15 protein-coding genes are annotated in these 17,703 nt (G+C 65.6%); 6 read left to right on the top strand and 9 right to left on the bottom strand.

Going from position 1 to position 17,703, the window contains the following annotated elements:
* Positions 1-82: 82 nt before the first annotated feature.
* Positions 83-1,306 carry an acyl-CoA dehydrogenase family protein gene (locus tag J2X45_RS00720; RefSeq protein ID WP_310209918.1) on the bottom strand — a complete coding sequence of 408 codons (1,224 nt, stop codon included), beginning with the start codon at positions 1,304-1,306 and terminating at the stop codon, positions 83-85.
* A gap of 13 nt (positions 1,307-1,319) precedes the next feature.
* Entirely contained in the window at positions 1,320-2,435 is a 1,116-nt protein-coding gene (locus J2X45_RS00715; RefSeq protein WP_310209915.1) for an acyl-CoA dehydrogenase family protein, read from the bottom strand.
* A 141-nt stretch (positions 2,436-2,576) separates the two neighbouring features.
* Between J2X45_RS00715 and J2X45_RS00710 the strand changes: the two genes are divergently transcribed.
* The 3 genes from J2X45_RS00710 to pleC all read left to right on the top strand — a co-directional run bounded on the left by J2X45_RS00710 (position 2,577) and on the right by pleC (position 8,502).
* Positions 2,577-3,128 carry a hypothetical protein gene (locus J2X45_RS00710; RefSeq protein WP_310209910.1) on the top strand — a complete coding sequence of 184 codons (552 nt, stop codon included), beginning with the start codon at positions 2,577-2,579 and terminating at the stop codon, positions 3,126-3,128.
* Positions 3,129-3,215: 87 nt separating this feature from the next.
* A complete protein-coding gene (gene pepN / locus J2X45_RS00705; protein ID WP_310209907.1) occupies positions 3,216-5,807 on the top strand; it encodes an aminopeptidase N in 2,592 nt (863 codons plus the stop codon).
* A gap of 166 nt (positions 5,808-5,973) precedes the next feature.
* On the top strand, positions 5,974-8,502 hold the full coding sequence (pleC, locus tag J2X45_RS00700; protein WP_310209904.1) for a cell cycle histidine kinase PleC: 2,529 nt from the start codon (positions 5,974-5,976) through the stop codon (positions 8,500-8,502).
* 60 nt (positions 8,503-8,562) lie between these two features.
* Here pleC and J2X45_RS00695 read toward each other — a convergent pair whose 3' ends face one another.
* The gene (locus J2X45_RS00695) at positions 8,563-8,874 is read right to left on the bottom strand and encodes a hypothetical protein (protein WP_310209901.1); all 312 of its coding nucleotides are present in this window, start codon (positions 8,872-8,874) and stop codon (positions 8,563-8,565) included.
* 273 nt (positions 8,875-9,147) lie between these two features.
* Between J2X45_RS00695 and J2X45_RS00690 the strand changes: the two genes are divergently transcribed.
* Positions 9,148-9,498, top strand: a complete 351-nt coding sequence (locus tag J2X45_RS00690; protein ID WP_310209899.1) for a UrcA family protein — start codon at positions 9,148-9,150, stop codon at positions 9,496-9,498.
* Positions 9,499-9,606: 108 nt separating this feature from the next.
* Here J2X45_RS00690 and J2X45_RS00685 read toward each other — a convergent pair whose 3' ends face one another.
* From J2X45_RS00685 to J2X45_RS00675, 3 genes are read right to left on the bottom strand one after another with little or no spacing between them, the layout of a single operon-like run.
* Positions 9,607-10,053, bottom strand: a complete 447-nt coding sequence (locus J2X45_RS00685; protein ID WP_310209896.1) for an NUDIX domain-containing protein — start codon at positions 10,051-10,053, stop codon at positions 9,607-9,609.
* Between the two features lie 7 nt (positions 10,054-10,060).
* Positions 10,061-11,089 (bottom strand): S1/P1 Nuclease, encoded by a 1,029-nt coding sequence (locus J2X45_RS00680; protein WP_310209893.1) that lies wholly within the window; start codon positions 11,087-11,089, stop codon positions 10,061-10,063.
* 19 nt (positions 11,090-11,108) lie between these two features.
* On the bottom strand, positions 11,109-11,696 hold the full coding sequence (locus J2X45_RS00675) for a glutathione S-transferase family protein (protein WP_310209890.1): 588 nt from the start codon (positions 11,694-11,696) through the stop codon (positions 11,109-11,111).
* A 194-nt stretch (positions 11,697-11,890) separates the two neighbouring features.
* Here J2X45_RS00675 and J2X45_RS00670 point away from each other — a divergent pair, with 194 nt between their 5' ends.
* A complete protein-coding gene (locus J2X45_RS00670; RefSeq protein WP_310209886.1) occupies positions 11,891-12,415 on the top strand; it encodes a 3D domain-containing protein in 525 nt (174 codons plus the stop codon).
* Positions 12,416-12,507: 92 nt separating this feature from the next.
* On the top strand, positions 12,508-14,685 hold the full coding sequence (locus tag J2X45_RS00665) for a penicillin acylase family protein (RefSeq protein WP_310209884.1): 2,178 nt from the start codon (positions 12,508-12,510) through the stop codon (positions 14,683-14,685).
* Positions 14,686-14,820: 135 nt separating this feature from the next.
* Here J2X45_RS00665 and J2X45_RS00660 read toward each other — a convergent pair whose 3' ends face one another.
* The 3 genes from J2X45_RS00660 to J2X45_RS00650 are packed head-to-tail and all read right to left on the bottom strand — an operon-like array spanning position 14,821 to position 17,703.
* On the bottom strand, positions 14,821-15,555 hold the full coding sequence (locus tag J2X45_RS00660) for a phosphoadenylyl-sulfate reductase (protein ID WP_310209882.1): 735 nt from the start codon (positions 15,553-15,555) through the stop codon (positions 14,821-14,823).
* Positions 15,555-16,061: a DUF934 domain-containing protein gene (locus tag J2X45_RS00655; RefSeq protein WP_310209878.1), complete on the bottom strand. Its 507-nt coding sequence runs from the start codon at positions 16,059-16,061 to the stop codon at positions 15,555-15,557. The genes J2X45_RS00660 and J2X45_RS00655 overlap by 1 nt, the downstream gene beginning before the upstream one ends.
* Positions 16,045-17,703 (bottom strand): nitrite/sulfite reductase, encoded by a 1,659-nt coding sequence (locus J2X45_RS00650; RefSeq protein ID WP_310209875.1) that lies wholly within the window; start codon positions 17,701-17,703, stop codon positions 16,045-16,047. Before J2X45_RS00650 ends, J2X45_RS00655 begins: the two co-directional genes overlap by 17 nt.

The following is a 17,703-nucleotide window of genomic DNA, read 5'->3' as shown; positions in this document are numbered from 1 at the left end:
AGGCGAAGTGTCGGCGAGTCGACTGCTAACCTAGTCAGCTATCGACTCGCCTATTTTGAAGTCATTTATAGATTCGACGAAATCAACGTCCCGTCGGCATGTCCTTGAACGCCACGTCCTTGTCGACTCGGACGTCGCCGGGCAGCCCAAGCACGCGCTCTGCGATGATATTCTTCAGAATTTCATCGGTGCCGCCGGCGATCCGCAGGCCAGGCGCCCACATCAGGCTCTGCTGGAACGCCGCTTCGGCGGGCGCGACCTCGGGATCCGAGAGGATGCCGTACTGGTCCTCCATCTCGACCGCGGTGTTGGCCAACTCCTGCAGCTGATTGGCCGAGATGATCTTGCCGATCGAGCTTTCCGGCCCAGGCGTCTGGCCGCGCGACAACGCGGTCATGGTGCGGAAGCGTGTGAACTTCAGCCCTTCGGACTGCACGTACCAATCGGCCAGCTTTTCGCGGAAAGACTGGTCCTTGAGCGAGGGACCGGTGGGTCCCGCCAGCTCGCGGGCCAGCTTCATGATCTCGCGATAGTTCGGGCCAGCCGAACCGCCGACCGCCAGACGCTCGTTCATCAGGGTGACGAGCGCGACCTTCCAGCCGTCGCCGACCTCACCCAGACGCTGACTGTCCTTCACGCGCAGGTCCGTGAAATAGACCTCGTTGAACTCACGTCCGCCCGACATCTGGTGGATGGGGCGGCACTCGACCGCCGGATCCTTCATGTCGATCCAGAACATGGTCAGGCCCTTGTGCTTGGGCACGTCCGGATCGGTGCGGGTCAGCAGGATGCCGTAGTCGCAATAGTGAGCGCCAGTGGTCCAGACCTTCTGGCCGTTGATCACCCACTCGTCGCCGTCCTTGACGGCGCGGGTGCGCAACGCGGCCACGTCAGAGCCCCCCGCGGGCTCCGAGAACAGCTGGCACCAGATCTCCTCGCCACGAACGGCGGGACCCACAAAGCGCTTCTTGGTCTCACCGTCCGAGAAGGCCATCACCGTGGGCACGCACATGCCCAGGCCGATCGTGAAATAGCCGTAGCCGAGCCCCGCCTTGGTTTCTTCCTGGCCAAAGATCACGGACTGAATAGGCGTGCCGCCGCCGCCGCCAATGGCGGCCGGCCAAGTGATGCAGGCATAGCCGGCGCTGGCCTTGGTGGCCTGCCAGTCCTTGGCGGCCGCCATGTGCTCCGGCGTGTTCGGCTTCAGTTCGCCCCACTTGGCGCGATGCGCAGCGGCGTTCTCGGCCAGCCAGGCGCGAGCCTTTTCGCGATAGGCGGCTTCTTCGGTGGAATCGTTGAAATCCATGATCTTCCGCTCCTTACGCCGCGTTCTTCTTTTCGAGTTCCGCCACCAGCCGCTCTTTCCAGACCTTCGGGGCTCCCGCCACGAGGCTCAGTTGACGTGAGCGGCGATAGTAGAGATGGCAGTCGACATCCCAGGTGAAGCCCATGCCGCCGTGCACCTGGATGTTCTCCTTGCTGGCGAACCAGAAGGCCTCCGAGGCGGCGATCCGCGCGGCGGCGGCGGCGACGGGCAGCTCCGGAGCGCCGTCGTTCAGCGCCCAGGCGCCGTAGTAGGCGTTCGAGCGCGCGACCTCGTTCTTGACGTACATGTCGGCCAACTTGTGCTTGATGGCCTGATAGCCGGCGATCACGCGACCAAAGGCGTAACGGCCCAGAGCGTACTCCTTGGCCATCTCCAGACAACGGTCAGAGCCGCCCAGTTGCTCAAAGGCCAGGAGGACGGCCGCGCGGTCCAGGATGCCCTGCACGACCTCGAAGCCGGCGCCGGCGTCACCGATCCGTTCAGCCGGCGCGCCGTCGAAGACGATCTTGGCGACGCCGCGGGTGGGATCCAGGCTCTTGAGGGTTTCGCGAGATACGCCCGCTCCGTTCAGGTCCACCAGGAACAGGCCCGGACGACCGCTCTCGGAGGCCAAGACCAAGGCGAGATCGGCGACGTCGCCGTCAGTGACCGGGATCTTCGTTCCGCTGAGCTTGCCGCCGTCAACGCGGCACTGCAGCGTCGCCGGCCCGACCACGCCCGGACCTTCCGAGGTCGCAAGGCAACCGATCACCTCGCCAGCCGCGATACGGGGCAGGATCGAGGCCTTCTGGGCGTCAGAGCCGTAGGCCATCACGCCCTCGGCCAGAACGTAGACGGTCGAGGCGAACGGGATCGGCGCGACGGCGCGCCCCAGTTCCTCGGCGATGGCGCAGAGCTCGACACGGCCCAAGCCCAGCCCGCCATGCTCTTCAGGGATGCAGGCCCCGAGCCAGCCCTGTTCGGCGACGCCTTTCCAAAGCTTTTCGTCGAACGAGCGATCGGCGTTATCGAGCACGCCGCGCACCACGCTCACGTCGCAATTGCCGGCGAGGAACTTGCGCGCCTCCTCCTTCAGGAACTTCTGATCGTCCGAATAGTCGAAATCCACTGGAACCTCCCTGGCCGCGCTCTCGGGCGCGTCACGGAGGGCACACTGAACGACGTTCACGCGAAGGGAAAGATTGACCCGGCGTCAAGAATTTCAGGTTCTTATGGCAAAAGTTTCGCAAGCTCGGACCCGTCGCGCGCCATGGCCAAGACCGTCTTCCAGAAGAACCAGCGGGTCTGGGTCGACAGCGTCGGCTGCTGGGCCATCGTCGAACGGATCGTGCCCATCTGGGCCAAGGGTTTCGACGAACCGGTGCGCGTGACCTATGACGTGGGCCTGGGGCGTGAGTTCCAGGCAGCCGAGTTGAAGCCTGAGGACAAGGTTGATCCGCAGGAAAGCGGGTTTGCGTCCAATTGGCGTGTGCTGCGGGCTCGTAACAAGTGGCAGCAGGAGGGCGACTGCGCCCACCATCCCTACCCGGGGACCTATCCGGTCGTGGTCACCGATCCGAACGATTGGGGCGGGTGGCGGACCCCTGGCGCTGAGTACGATCGCGATCCGCACAAGATGGAGTACCAGGCCAGACTGATCGCCAGCGCGCCGCGCCTGCACGCGATCGCTCGCGAAATCCTGACGCTCGTCGCCGACAACCCCGAAGACGCACCGCCCGCTCTGAGCGCGCTGGCGCAGAAAATCGTGGCGGTGGAGCGATATCTGCAAGAGTCGCCCTCGGCGCCGCCCTCCGGCGACTAGACCGTTTCAGGGGCAAGCCGGTCATTAATTCGAACGGGTTTGTGAAGGTCCCTCGCAGAGCGCGGCGAGCAGGACTAGATAGAACGTATGCGCACCGATACGCCCCAAGCCGTGAACCTCGCGGACTATCGCCCGTTCCCGTTCGCCATCGAAACCACGCGTCTGGTCTTCGACCTGCATCCGACGCGGACCCGCGTCACGGCCGAGTTGTCGATCCGGAGGACCGGCGGCAAGAGCGAACCGTTGGTTCTGAACGGCGAGCGCCTGACTCTGGTGTCGATCGCGATCGACGGCCAGCCGCTGGCGGCGGGCCAGTACGCCGTGGACGCCGAACATCTCTCCATCGCCGATGCGCCGGACCAGTTCGTCCTGTCGACCGAGGTCACGATCGATCCGTCGTCGAACAAGGCCCTGATGGGCCTCTATATGTCGGGCGGCCGTTTCTGCACCCAGTGCGAAGCCGAAGGCTTCCGCACGATCACCTATTTCCCTGATCGCCCGGATGTTCTCTCGCGATACAACGTCCGGATTGAAGCCGACGGCAAGTTTCCGCACCTGCTGAGTAACGGCAATCCCGTAGCCTCGGGTTCTTTGGGCGACGGGCGACACTTCGCCGAATGGTCTGACCCTTTCCCCAAGCCCAGCTATCTCTTCGCGCTGGTCGCCGGCGACCTCGACGTTCTGGCCGACAAGTTCACCACGATGAGCGGGCGTGAGGTCGCCTTGCGCGTGTTTGTCGACCCCGGTCAGGCCTCGCGGGCCGCCTATGCGCTGGACAGCTTGAAGCGCGCGATGAAGTGGGACGAGGAGACGTACGGCCGCGAATACGACCTGGACCTCTTCATGATCGTCGCCGTGCGCGACTTCAACTTCGGGGCCATGGAGAACAAGGGGCTGAACATCTTCAACAGCTCCCTGCTCCTGGCTGATCCGTTGACCGCGACCGATCTCGACTACGAACGCATCGAGGCCGTCGTCGCCCACGAGTACTTCCACAACTGGACCGGCAACCGCATCACCTGCCGCGACTGGTTCCAGCTGTGCCTCAAGGAGGGTTTCACCGTCTTCCGCGACCAAGGCTTCAGCGCGGACATGCGCGGCGCCGCCGTGCAGCGGATCAAGGACGTGCGCGCCCTGCGCGCGCGCCAGTTCGCTGAAGACGCCGGCCCCCTCGCCCACCCGGTTCGTCCGTCCAGCTATCTGAAGATCGACAACTTCTACACCGCGACCATCTATGAGAAGGGCGCGGAGATCATTCGGATGCTCAAGGCCATCCTGGGCGCGGCCGCGTTCCGGAAAGGCTGTGATCTCTACTTCCAGCGCCACGATGGCGAAGCGACCACGGTGGAGGCCTTCATCGCCTGCTTCGCCGAGGCGTCGGGCCGCGACCTTTCGGCGTTCTTCGGCTGGTACGAGCAGGCCGGAACGCCGGCGGTCACCATCGCGACGGACTATGACGCCGCCGCCGGCGCCCTGACCTTGACGCTTGCCCAGACCACGCCCCCGACGCCGGGCCAGCCCGAGAAGAAGCCCCTCCCGATTCCGATCGCTATCGGCTTGCTCTCGCCGGACGGCGCGGTGCTTCGCGACACCGAGATCGTTCTTCTGGATCAAGCCCAGATGACGGTGCGCTGGGACAAGATTCCCGAGCCGCCGGTGCTCTCGGCGCTTCGCGGCTTCTCTGCGCCGGTGAACCTGTCGACCGACGCCCGCCCCTCGGACCGTTACGTGCTGTTCGCGTCGGACACCGACCTCTTCAATCGTTGGGAGGCCGGCCAGACCCTGGCGCGGGACCTGATCCTGACGCGCGCGGCCGGCGCGCCTGACGAGGTCGGCGAGGAGCGCTACGCCGACGCCTTGGGTCGCGCGCTTGTCGACGACGCCGCTGAGCCGGCGTTCAAGGCGCTGTTGCTGGCGCTGCCGTCCGAGCCGGACCTGGCGCTGATGTTCGAGGCCGCCGACCCGGCGGCCCTCCACGAAGCCCGCGACCATCTTCGCACCCGCATCGCCGTGCACCTCGGCGACTTGCTGCGACGCCTGCACGGAGAGATGCAGATCGATGGCGAGTTCTCCGCAGATGCAGCCGCCGCGGGTCGACGAGCGCTACGCAACGCATGCGCCGAAGCCCTGTCGGCAGATCCACACGCCGAGAACCTCACCCGCCTCCTCGGCCATTTCGGCGCGGCCCGAAACATGACGGACATGATCGGCGGCCTCTATCCGATGGTCGCCATGGGCGGCGTTCCGCGCGAAAAGGCGCTTGAGAGTTTCCACCATGCCTGGCGCACCGAGCCGCTGGTGCTGGACAAATGGTTCGCGGTGCAAGGCCGGGACCCGAACCCGGATGCTCTGGAGCGCGTGATCGCCTTGACGCGGCATCCGGATTTCGAGCCCACGAACCCCAACCGGCTGCGAGCCCTCATCTCGACCTTCGCCAACTTCAACCCGGCGCGTTTCCACGATCCCAGCGGCGCCGGCTACACGTTCCTGGCGGATGAAATCCTCAAGATCGACGCCTTCAACCCGATGACGGCGGCGAGACTTGTCGAGCCGCTAGGGGGGTGGCGGCGGTACAAACCGGAACTGGGACAGCTCATGCGGGCCCAGTTGGAGCGCATCGTTGCGCAGCCCAACCTCTCCAAGAACGTTCTGGAACTGGCGAGCAAGGCGCTCGGCTGACGAGTCTTCGCGGTCGCCGGCCACGCGCGATTGCGACCAATAGGCTCACACGTTCGAAATCCGCCGCTTCTGCGGTGACGCGCACGGCGGCGGTACGTTAGATTCACACTCTGGCGAAGTGACTCGCCATGGGGATCCACGGGAGTCGGGCGCGTTGAACAAGGGCATGGCCAGACACGGAGGGCCGGCGGCAGCCGGGCCGACCGCGCCGGCGGCCGTGCGCGCCAAGCCTGTAGGCGCGCCCTCTCAGACTCTCGTCCGTGTTGCGATCCTCGCCGCCCTCCTGCTTCTGGCCGTCTACACCGCGTTCGGGGTCCATCGCCTGCAACGCGAAGCCCTGACTCAGCCGGGCGGCGCTCCGCTGGCGGCGAAGGCGCAGTTGATCGCCGGCCGCGTGGACGCCAACCTCGCCGCCCAACGCGCGGGCCTCTCCGCCGCCGCCGATCTTCTGAGACGTGACCCCGGCGCGACCATGGACGCCGCCGAGACCACCTTGCGCGCGGCGGGCGGCGAAGCCGCCGCCGTAGCGGTCGTCAGCCAGGCGGGCGTCGTCGCCGTCGCGGGTCGGGACGAGGGCGCCGACTGGAAGGCGGCCGCCACCGCCGCAGGCGCTTCCGGACGGACCAACTGGATTGGATCTGTCGGTCAAACGGGCCGCCTCTATGTGGCCACCACGACGACCCTGGATCGCGCCCGCGCCTTCGTGATTTCAAGCGGCGACGCCTCGCGGCTCGTCACCAATCCCGAGAAGGGAGAGAGCGGCGCTCTCGCCTTGCCAGACGGCAAACTGATCGCCGCGCAAGGGCGTGGCGTCCAAGGCGCGAGCGCCCTGCGCGAGGCATTCGCCGTCTCGGTTGAGGACCTCGGGGACGGGCCCGCCGCCGTGCGCGGTCAGGGCGCCGATGGCGCTGTCCTGGACGTCGCCGTGCGTCCGATCGCCGAGGGTGCTCTGCTCGCCGTTGCGGCCGCGCCCACACGATCGGTGGCGAACCTGGATCGGCAGGTCATGGAGGGCGCGTTCAGCCTCCTGGTTCCGCTTGGCGTGGGCATCGCGCTAGCGCTGTTGCTCATGATCCAGAGCCGGAAGGCTGAGGTCGCCCATCGCGAGTTCATCGACAGCGAACGTCGCTTTCGCCTCGCCGTCGAGGCGGCGCGGTGCGGGATTTGGGAATGGGACCTAAACGGCGACCAAGTCTATCTATCCGACGTGACCGGCGCGATGTTCGGCTGGGGCGGCGGCGGGGTCGTCTCGGGTCAGGATCTGCTGGAACGCATCTCGATCGACCATCGTGAACGCGTTCGTCAGGCGCTCGCCAATGCGGCGATGTACGGCGCCTTCGACGTGTCGTTCCGTGTCCCGGCGACGGAACAGGGCGCTCGATCGCTCTGGATCGACGCTCGGGGCCAAGGATTTGGCAAACCCGGAAGCGAAGGCCACGCCCGGATCATCGGCGTGGCGCTGGACGTCACCGAAGAACGGATCGCCCAAGCGCGCGCCCAAGCCGCTGAAAATCGCCTACGCGACGCCATCGAAAGCGTGTCCGAGGCCTTCGTGCTGTGGGATCGGCAGGGTCGTCTGCTGATGTGCAACCGCAACTATCGCAGCGTGTTCTCACTCGAGCCCAAGATCCTTAAGCCGGGCGCGGCGCGCGCCGAGGTCAATCGCTTCGCCGCCCTGGCCATCAAGCAGGACCACCCCGCGCCTGACGGCGCCAAGGGCGTTCGCGAGGCCGAACTAATGGATGGCCGCTGGATCCAGATCAGCGAACGCCGCACCGCCGAAGGCGGGCTCGTGATGACCGCCGCCGACATCACAGCGATCAAGACCCAGGAAGAGGCGCGGCGGCGCAACGAGGAACAGCTTCAAAACGCCGTTGCAGGCCTGGAGCGCAGCCAGGAGCAACTGGCCGAACTGGCGCGCAAGTACGAGACCGAGAAGGTCAAGGCCGAGAGCGCCAACAAGGCCAAGAGCGAATTCCTGGCCAACATGTCCCACGAACTGCGGACGCCGCTGAACGCCATCAACGGCTTCAGCGAGATCATGATGAACGAGATGTTTGGCCCGCTCGGAGACCAGCGCTACAAGGGGTACAGCCAGGACATCCACTCATCGGGCCAACACCTGCTGGCCCTGATCAACGACATCCTCGACATGTCCAAGATCGAGGCCGGCAAGATGAACCTGAAGTTCGAGCCGATCCACTTGGAGGACGTGGCCGAGGACGCGGTGAGGCTGGTGCGCAACCGCGCCGAGGCGGCAGGCCTCAAGCTGACCATCGACTTCCCGCAACTGCCCGAGATCGAGGCGGACTATCGCGCCGTCAAACAGGTGCTGCTGAACCTGCTGTCCAACGCCATCAAGTTCACACCCCGCGCCGGCAGCGTAACCGTGCGCGCGGAAGTCCGTCGCGATCCGTTCGGTGACTTGGTCAAGGTTTCCGTGACGGACACCGGCATCGGGATCGCCAAGGAAGATCTGGCGCGACTGGCCAAACCGTTTGAACAGGTCGAGAGCCAGTTCTCGAAAACGACCCAAGGAACAGGGCTGGGCCTGGCGCTCACCAAGTCGCTCATCACCATGCACGACGGCGTGCTGGAAATGCACTCGACGCCCGGCGAAGGGACGACGGTCAGCTTCACCCTGCCCGTGCGACACAGCGAACAGAAGCTCACACGCGACTTCGTGGCGGCCTGAAACGAAAACCCCCGCCGGTGAACCGGCGGGGGTGCGCTTCGTCGGTTGACGCGTCGGAGCTTACGCGCCGCCCGGGAAGCGGAACGGAACCTTCACGGTGCCCGTCTTGGCGCCCATCGGCAGCTTTTCAGCAATGCACATGGCGGCCTTGTCGAAGCCCTTGCCGGCGGCGCTGTTGTCGACGACCTTGCAGTCCGACAGCTTGCCGCCGTCAGCGTTGCACTCGAGCATCACCTGCGCGGCGTCGCGCGTGTTGGCGTGCTGTTGCAGGCAGCGGGCCATCTGGTCTTCGAAACCGCCACCAGCCGAGGCGGCCTGAGCGACAAAGAAGCTGCCAGCGACACCCGCGGCAATCACGATCGAGAGTTTCATAACCGCCCATCCCTTCTGGCGAACAAAGTTGATGGACGCTTTGTCGCAGAAACGGGCTAATGAAGACCCAAGGTTTGCGGTTAATCATTTACCAAAGCCGAAGGGACGCCTCAGCCACAGTTCGCAATCTGGCCGGCAAAGGCGAAATATTACTTCCCATTCATAGACTTAATTCGACGTCATGAAGCACTCGTAACGGGTGTTACGGCGACCGCTGTTCTAAATCCTGACCCAACGGATCGCCAAGCGCCCCCCCAGACCGAGGATCAGGACATGAGCAAACTCGTCAACCGCATCGCCGTCGCCGCCGCGCTGGCCCTAGCCGCCATGCCGATCATCGGCCTCACAGCCGCCCACGCGGGAGACCGGGCCGAAACGCCGGTTGTGCGGATCAAGGTCGGCGATCTGGACCTTTCGAGCCCCGCCGGCGCGCGCGAGTTCGAGAAGCGCGCCCAGGTCGCGATGTTCCACACTTGCCAAGCCAAGGGGTTCCGCGGCCTGTCGGCGAAGGCCTGCCTGCTGGAGTTCCAGGAGGACCTTCAAGCCGCCCTGTCCGACGGCCAGCGGGCCGACCTGAAGCAGGCCCGACGCCAAGGCGCCGACGTCGCGCTGGCCTCGAACTAGAGCCTTTAGCCTGAAATCGGAATCGATTTCAGGCGCTAAAAAGGCTCTAAATCAAAGACTTAGAGCGTGATAATGGCCGAAACCGGTTTCCACTTTCGGCCTCACGCTCTAGCCGCGACGCATCCACGCCGCGACCGCCCAGGCGTGGGCGTCGTGGCGAAGGGCGACGACCGCATCGCGAGGGTCCAACCAGACAAGGACGTGATCGTCCTCGACCTTGAGGTCCTCAACCCACCGGACGACGCTCACGACGTAAATACCGCCAAAGTTTCTGACGGGTTGGCCGTCGGATTTCAGGAAGACCTGCGAGACGCGCTCGATAAGCGCGCCCGCCTCCACGACAAGCCCGGTCTCTTCACCGAACTCCCGAACGACGGCTTGCGGCTCGGTCTCATCGCCGTCGACCGCGCCGCCCGGAAGATCAAAGTATGGCGCCTTCCCGGGCTTGGTGACCTGGGCCAGCGCGATCTGGCCCAGACTGTTCTCGGCGATACCGAATGCTGCGGGACGATCCTTGTAGGTTAGCCCCGCGACGGGCGCGCCGAAGGCCAGCATCGCTGGATCAGTCCTTGCCGTAGAGATCGAGCCACGGATCGGCCTTGCCGCTCTCGACATCAGCGACGCTGATTTCCGGGCGGTAGCCGATCTTGCCGCTGGCGCTCTCGGTCCAGGCGTCGACGACAAGGTCGCGCAGCGCCGTGGCGCCGGCGGCGATCCGCGTTTGGACAAAGCTCTTGGCGCGCGGATCAGCGGGAACCAGAGCGCCGGCCTTCTCCAGCTGATAGAGCGGCTCGGTCTGCTTCCAGGTTTCGGTCAGATAGCCAACAACGCGCGTCTCGATCGAACATGCACAAGACTTGTATGCCGGGACCAGAGCCTGGATGGACTTCTGGTCGCCCAAGGCCTTGGCCAGGGGCCCTTCAAACTGCGAGTGGATCTGGCGCGAGTTCGTGTAGCCGTTCGGATTGGGGTAGTCGCCCCAGCCGTTGTAGTGCACCGACAGGTGAAGCGGCTGGCTGGCGTCGCCCACATAATGCGCCCAGACGCCCAGGTCGCGCAGGAGCAGCTCTTCCCGGCGCTTCAGGTCGGCCTTGTAGTAGGCGAGCTTGGTGGCGTCCTTCTCGATCTTCACCACCGCCGTCAGGATGCGCCAGTAGGTGAAGTCCTTCACCAGCTGCTGATAGCCGTCGATGATCGCGTAAGGCAGGTAGCCCGCCTTCCAGCTGTCCTGGCCGACGGCTCGCAGCGCAGTCTCGTAGTCAGCCCGCGTCGGCGGCAGGGTCGCCACGGTGAACATGGGACCGCCGTACATGCGTCCCTCATCGTCGAGGTCCAGGAAGTGGGCGGAATCGCGATCTGTGCCGTGGATCTTGCCAGAGCCCTTCCAGCGGTCTGGTTCGCGCGCATACTCGCCGATGGCCGCGATGGCGGTCGGGGTGCGCAGGAAGGCAGGCACATCCGCCGGCAGGCTGCTGGCCGCGACCACACCGACAACACGATGGCCTGAAGCGCCCCAGGCAAGCGCCGAGGTGGCGGGCGTCGCCAGAGCGGCGGCGAGAGCAAGGACTTTCAGGCTGGACGACAGGCGCAAGGACTTAAACTCCGGAAGACTATTTTATGCCGAGGTCGGCTTCGACGCGACCTACCCAGGCCTCGACGGCGGGATAGAGCGACAGATCGAACCCACCCTCGTGCGCAACGCGGGTGTAGGCCACCAGAGCGACATCCGCCAGAGTGACCCTCTCTCCGACCAAGAACGGCGATTGTTTCAGCTGTGTTTCGAGGCGCGCCAGAGCGGCCGCCCCGCGCTCCACCAAACGCGTCTCCAGGCTCTCGGCCGGCTTACCCAGGTAGCGCATCTGGAACCGCGCCACAGCGATGTACGGCTCGTGGCTGTACTGCTCCCAGAACATCCACTCGAGCATTTTCGCCCTATCGAACGCGTCGCGGGGGATCAGAGCCGAGCCTTCCGCGAGGTGAAAGATGATCGCGTTGGATTGCGCCAGAGGCCGTCCGTCGGCGAGCACCACCAGGGGTACCTGGCCGGCGGGATTCAAGGCCAGGAACTCGGCTGTCCGCGTCTCGGCGGTCAGCACATTCGTCTCGATCCAATCGTAGGCGAGGCCCAGGCGGTCGGCGGTCCACTTTACCTTCAGACAGTTGCCGGAGATCGAGTCGCCGTAGATCCGCAACGCCATGTTCGTCCCCTTCGAAGGCGCGAGAGGAAAAATCGACTCCCCCAAGGCCAAGTTTCAACGCTCTGAATCGATGCCGGTTTTTCCCGCGCGGCGCGAGGCCGCTCCGCGCCATATCGACTCACAGGGTTGTCACAGAGCCGTGATCGGACTATCCAGACGCCGCCCGACAGACCGCCGATAAGAGGACCCCCTCGATGCGACGCAAGCTCGCCGGAATTTTGGCCACCGCGGTCATCTCCGCGTTCGCCGCTCCCGCCATCGCCGCAGCCGCTCCCGAGGCGGACTCCGCGCCGACGACGACCGCCCACGCCGATCCGCTCGGCGACTTCATCACCTCGGCCTTGAGCGGCGGCGCCCTGCCCGGCTCGGTCGAGTGGAAGATGAAGGCGACGATGTATCACGCCGGGGCCAAGGGCATCCGCGCGTTCGACTCGCTGGGTTGCAGGGTCGCCGCCATGCGCACGGTCGCCGTCGACCCGAAGGTCATTCCACGCCGCACCGTCATCTTCATCAAGGAGACCGTGGGTCTGCCCATGCCGAATGGCGAAAAGCACGACGGCTACTGGTACGCCTCGGACATCGGCGGCGCGATCAAGGGTCTCAAGCTGGACCTGTTCAGCGGCGTCGGCGCCAGCTCGATGAAAGCGCTGCGCGGTCTGGATCTCACCAACCTTTCGGTTTCCAAGGTTGGCGAGTTCAAGGGCTGTCCGCCCCAATAGGCGCTTCTCCCTCTGAGATGCACTGGCATTGACGCCCGAACTCGGCTTGGATCCCCGCCGGTTCGGGAAGCTATTAGTTTTTGGGGGTCGTCATGCACCGCTACTCGGTCAGCATCCTGGCGCTGTGCGCCGTACTCTGCGCAGGCTCGGCGCAGGCCGGCGATGATCTGTCTCGACTGAAGGCCCGCGCGGCCAAGATCGAGATCACCCGCGACACTTGGGGCATCGCCCATATCCACGGCAAGACCGACGCAGATGCGGTGTTCGGCATGGCCTACGCCCAGGCCGAGGATGATTTCAACCGCGTCGAGGCCAACTTCATGACCTCGCTGGGCCGCACCGCCGAGGCCGAGGGCGAGAAGGCGATCTGGGCCGACCTGCGCCAGAAGCTGTTCATCGATCCGGCCGTGCTGAAAGCCGACTACGCCAAGAGCCCCGCCTGGTTGAAGGCGCTGATGAACGCCTGGGCCGACGGCCTGAACTACTATCTGGAAACCCATCCGACCGTGAAGCCGCGCGTGATCCAGCGCTTCGAGCCGTGGATGGCGCTCAGCTTCTCCGAGGGCAGCATCGGCGGCGATATCGAGCGCGTGGCGCTGACCCAGCTGGAGGCCTTTTACGGCAAGCGCCAGTTGGCCATGACCGCCGATGAAAAGGGCCTTCTGTTCAAGGAACCCACCGGCTCAAACGGCATCGCCATCGCGCCGAAGCTGACCCTGGACGGCGAGGCGATGCTGCTAATCAACCCGCACACCAGCTTCTTCTTCCGCTCGGAGATGCAGGTCTCAAGTAACGAGGGCCTGAACGCCTACGGCGCCACGACCTGGGGCCAGTTCTTCATCTATCAGGGCTTCAACGCCAAGGCAGGCTGGATGCACACCTCCAGCGGCGTCGACGTGGTCGACGAGTTCATCGAAACGATCGTCGAGAAGGACGGCCAGCGCTTCTACAAGTACGGCGACCAGCTTCGTCCGTTGAAGACGGAGGTGATCACCGTCCCCTATCGCGCCGCCGACGGATCGATGGCCGAGCGCAGGTTCACCGTCTTCAAGACCCATCGCGGCCCCATCGTGCGCGAGGAGAACGGCAAGTGGATCAGCATCGCACTGATGAACAAGCCAGTCGCCGCGCTCCAGCAATCGTTCCTGCGGACCAAGGCGACCGACTACGCCTCGTTCATGAAGGTGGCCGAGCTGAAGGCCAATTCGTCCAACAACACCCTGTTCGCCAGCGCCCGGGGCGAGATCGCCTATCTGCACCCGCAGTTCATCCCGGTCCGCGACGATCGCTTCGACTACACCAAGCCCGTAGACGGTTCGAATCCGGCGACCGACTGGAAGGGGCTGCATGCGCTGAAGGACGCACCCCATGTGCTGAACCCGCCGAACGGCTGGGCCTTCAACACCAACAACTGGCCCTATACGGCGGCCGGGCCGTACAGCCCCAAGCAGGCCAACTTCCCGAAGTACATGGATACGTTCGGGGAAAACCCGCGCGGGCTGCACGCCGAACTCGTTCTGAAAGACGTCAAGAACCTCACGCTGGGCGGCCTGATCGAGAAGGCCTACGATCCCTATCTGACGGCCTTCGCGCGCCTGATCCCCACGCTCGAGACCGCCTATGCGGCGACGCCGGACAGCGACCCGATCAAGGCCAAGGTCGCCGCGCAGGTCACCGCCCTGGCCGGCTGGGATCGCAAATGGTCGACACGCTCGACGGAGACATCGCTGGCGGTGTTCTGGGGCGAGGCGATGTGGGCCAAGGCCGCGCCCGCCGCCAAGGCCGAGGGCCTCAACACCTATGACTACATGGCCGACAAGCTCTCGCCCGCCGACAAGCTGGCGGCGCTCGCCGAGGCCTCCGACCGCCTGACCGCCGACTTCGGCTCGTGGAAGACTCCGTGGGGCGAGATCAACCGCTTCCAGCGCAACGACGGCGCCATCGTCCAGACCTTCGATGACAGCAAGCCCAGCCTTACGGTGGGCTTCACCTCGGCCCAGTGGGGTTCTCTGGCCTCCTTCGGGGCCAAGCGTTGGCCGGGCACGAAGAAGTACTACGGCACGCTGGGCAACAGCTTCGTGGCGGTCGTGCAGTTCGGAGACAAGGTCCGCGCCCGCGCCATCTCGGCCGGCGGCGAGAGCGGTGATCCGACCTCTCCGCACTTCAACGACCAGGCGCAGCGCTATGCGATCGGCAATCTGCGGGACGTCTATTTCTATCCCGAGGACGTCAAGAAGCACGCGGTGCGGACGTACCGGCCTGGGGAGTAGAACCAGACGATCCTCCCCCCAGCGGGGGAGGTGTCGGCTCGAAGAGACGACGGAGGGGGAAGTGGCAAAGTCCGCAAAACTTCCCCCTCCGTCCACTGCGCGGACACCTCCCCCGCTGGGGGGAGGATTTAGATCCTAGATATCCCCGCCCACGTTCGGCGCGACGCCCGGCGCGCGCGCGACGTGGATGCCGCACTCGGTCTTTTCCTGCCCCGCCCAACGACCCGCGCGACCGTCTTCCGACGGCTGGGTGCAAGGCCAGCAACCGATCGAGGCGTAGCCTTGGGCGACCAGCGGGTGAGCCGGCAGGTCATGTTCGGCGACATAGGCGTCAAGCTCGGCCTTGGACCAGTTGGCCAGAGGGTTGAACTTGATCTTGCCCTCGGCCTCCTCGACCACCGGCAGGCTCAGGCGATCGCCGCCGTGGAAGCGCTTGCGACCGGTGATCCAGGCGTCGAAACCGCCCAGCGCCCGGTCCAGGGGCAGAACCTTGCGGATGTGGCAGCAGCCGTCGACGCTGGTGCGCCAGAGGTCGGAATTGGGGTCCTGGGTCGCCAGATCGGCGAAGGCCGGCCGCAGGTCGCGGACATCGGTCAGGCCAAACCGGGCGGCGAGGTTTTTCCGGTAGTCCAGCGTCTGGCCAAACAGCATGCCGGTGTCGAGAAAGAGCACCGGAATGGCGTGAGAGACCCTTGAGGCCAGATGCAGCAGCACCGCCGACTCCGCGCCGAACGACGACACCAAAGCCAGCTTGTCGCCGAAATGCTCATGGGCCGTGCGGAGGATCTCGCTCGGATGGGCGTCACGCAGCTCGGCGTCCAGCCGGGCGGCCAGGCCGGGAGCCGTCGCGCTCGTCTGGTCGTAGGCCATCAAACAGCCCTCTCATCCAACGCGATCGGCCGATCGTCGGCCGCGCGCTGATAGACATGCCGGAAACGGTTGGCCGCCTTGGTCAGCACGTCCGGGGTCGCGCCGTCGGCGGGCTCGAACGCATCAAAGCCGCACCGGACCATGAAACCCGCCTGCTCCTGCAGCACATCGCCCACGGCGCGGATCTGGCCCTGATAGCTGAACCGCTCGCGCAGCAGACGCGCGGACGTGTAAGCGCGGCCGTCGCGGAACTTCGGAAAGGCCAGCGCCACCACCGCGATGCGCGGCAGGTCATAGGCCAGAACCTCGACCTCCTGGTCGGGCTCGATCCGCACGCCGACGCGACGGCTGTTGGAGGCCAAGAGAGCGTCGCCTTCGGCCTGGAAGCGGGCCAGCGACAGGATCACGTCGCCGGCGGATGGGATCGGATCCTCGTCGGCCAGATGCGCGAAGCTGTCCTCGGCCCAGCGGGCCTGACCGTCAACGAGCTCAATCAGCTTGGGCATAGACCGCCTCCTTGAAGGGCTCGAGACCGACGCGACGATAGGTGTCGAGGAAGCGCTCACCGTCGACGCGGGCGCTCAGATAGGCTTCGACCAGTTGGTCCACGGCGGTGGCGACCTTGTCGGCCGGCAGGGCCGGACCCAGGATCTTGCCGATCGAGGCGTCTTCCGCGCCCGAACCGCCCAGCGACAGCTGGTAGAATTCCTCGCCCTTCTTATCGACGCCGAGAACGCCGATGTGGGCCACGTGGTGGTGACCGCAGGCGTTGATGCAGCCGCTGATCTTGATCTTCAGCTCACCGACCTTTTCGGCGCGATCGAGATCGGCGAACTGGCGGGCGATGTCCTGGGCGATCGGGATGGCCCGCGCGTTGGCCAGGGCGCAGTAGTCCAGGCCCGGGCAGGCGATGATGTCGCTGACCAGGTCGATGTTGGGCGTGGCGAGGCCCGCCGCCTGCAACGCCGCGAACACGGTCGGGAGATCGTCCAGCTTGATGTGCGGCAAGACGAGGTTCTGGGCGTGGGTCACGCGCAGGTCCGAGAAGCCGTAGCGCTCGGCCAGATCGGCGACGACGTCCAGTTGGTCGGCCGAGGCGTCGCCCGGCGTCTGCTCCTGAGCCTTCAGCGAGATCTCGACGATCGCATAGCCCGGCTGCTTATGAGGGCGAACGTTGTTGCGGACAAAGCGCGCGAAGGCCGCGTCCTTGGCCTTGGCGGTGTCGAAGGCCTCGGACCGCGCCGGCAGCGTCTCGAACGGGGTCGTGGCGAAGGCGGCGCGGATACGGGCCAGTTCGGCGGCCGGCAGGTCGGCGCGCGCAGCGTCGATCTTGCTCCACTCCTCCTCGACCTGGCGGGCGAACTCTTCGGCCCCGAGGGCGGCGACCAGGATCTTGATCCGGGCCTTGTAGATATTGTCGCGCCGGCCGTGGCGGTTGTAGACGCGCAGGATCGCTTCCAGATAGCTCAGCAGCCGGTCGGTCGGCAGGAACTCCTTGATGGTCGGGCCGACATAGGGCGTGCGCCCCTGGCCGCCGCCGACGATCACTTCAAAGCCCTGCTGGCCGTCGCGGCCCTGGCGCAGCAGCAGGCCGATGTCGTGGACCTTGGCCGCCGTGCGGTCCTTGGCCGAGGCGGTGATGGCGATCTTGAACTTGCGCGGCAAGAACGAGAATTCCGGATGCAGGGTCGACCACTGGCGGATCACCTCGCACCAGACGCGCGGGTCGTCGACCTCCTCGGCCGTCGCGCCGGCATAGGGGTCGGACGTGGTGTTGCGGATGCAGTTGCCGCTGGTCTGGATGGCGTGCAGGTCAACCTCGGCCAGCTTGTCCAGGATCTCCGGCGCGTCCTTCAGCTTGATCCAGTTGAACTGGATGTTCTGGCGCGTCGTGAAGTGGCCATAGCCCTTGTCGTAGTCGCGGGCGATTTCGGCAAGGCGGCGCGCCTGGGTCGGATTCAGCGAGCCGTAGGGGATCGCGACCCGCAGCATGTAGGCGTGCAGTTGCAGATAGAGCCCGTTCATCAGTCGCAGCGGCTTGAACTGGTCCTCGGTCAGCTCGCCGGACAGACGGCGGGCGACCTGCCCTCGGAACTCGGCCGAGCGGTCGGCCAGGAATTCCTTGTCGATGAGATCGTACTGATACAT

This window comes from Caulobacter sp. BE264, from assembly GCF_031457805.1.
Taxonomy (GTDB): Bacteria; Pseudomonadota; Alphaproteobacteria; order Caulobacterales; family Caulobacteraceae; genus Caulobacter.
The sequence above is the reverse complement of the archived record's forward strand: the minus strand, read 5'-3'. Positions and strand labels throughout refer to the sequence as shown.

What these genes read in the sequence shown, in the direction of transcription:
- J2X45_RS00720 (WP_310209918.1), bottom strand. Translation starts at nt 1,306, where the DNA reads ATGGATTTCAACGATTCCACCGAAGAAGCCGCCTATCGCGAAAAGGCT.
- pepN (WP_310209907.1), top strand. Translation starts at nt 3,216, where the DNA reads ATGCGCACCGATACGCCCCAAGCCGTGAACCTCGCGGACTATCGCCCG.
- J2X45_RS00695 (WP_310209901.1), bottom strand. Translation starts at nt 8,874, where the DNA reads ATGAAACTCTCGATCGTGATTGCCGCGGGTGTCGCTGGCAGCTTCTTT.
- pleC (WP_310209904.1), top strand. Translation starts at nt 5,974, where the DNA reads ATGGCCAGACACGGAGGGCCGGCGGCAGCCGGGCCGACCGCGCCGGCG.
- J2X45_RS00670 (WP_310209886.1), top strand. Translation starts at nt 11,891, where the DNA reads ATGCGACGCAAGCTCGCCGGAATTTTGGCCACCGCGGTCATCTCCGCG.
- J2X45_RS00665 (WP_310209884.1), top strand. Translation starts at nt 12,508, where the DNA reads ATGCACCGCTACTCGGTCAGCATCCTGGCGCTGTGCGCCGTACTCTGC.
- J2X45_RS00685 (WP_310209896.1), bottom strand. Translation starts at nt 10,053, where the DNA reads ATGCTGGCCTTCGGCGCGCCCGTCGCGGGGCTAACCTACAAGGATCGT.
- J2X45_RS00675 (WP_310209890.1), bottom strand. Translation starts at nt 11,696, where the DNA reads ATGGCGTTGCGGATCTACGGCGACTCGATCTCCGGCAACTGTCTGAAG.
- J2X45_RS00660 (WP_310209882.1), bottom strand. Translation starts at nt 15,555, where the DNA reads ATGGCCTACGACCAGACGAGCGCGACGGCTCCCGGCCTGGCCGCCCGG.
- J2X45_RS00650 (WP_310209875.1), bottom strand. Translation starts at nt 17,703, where the DNA reads ATGTATCAGTACGATCTCATCGACAAGGAATTCCTGGCCGACCGCTCG.
- J2X45_RS00690 (WP_310209899.1), top strand. Translation starts at nt 9,148, where the DNA reads ATGAGCAAACTCGTCAACCGCATCGCCGTCGCCGCCGCGCTGGCCCTA.
- J2X45_RS00655 (WP_310209878.1), bottom strand. Translation starts at nt 16,061, where the DNA reads ATGCCCAAGCTGATTGAGCTCGTTGACGGTCAGGCCCGCTGGGCCGAG.
- J2X45_RS00710 (WP_310209910.1), top strand. Translation starts at nt 2,577, where the DNA reads ATGGCCAAGACCGTCTTCCAGAAGAACCAGCGGGTCTGGGTCGACAGC.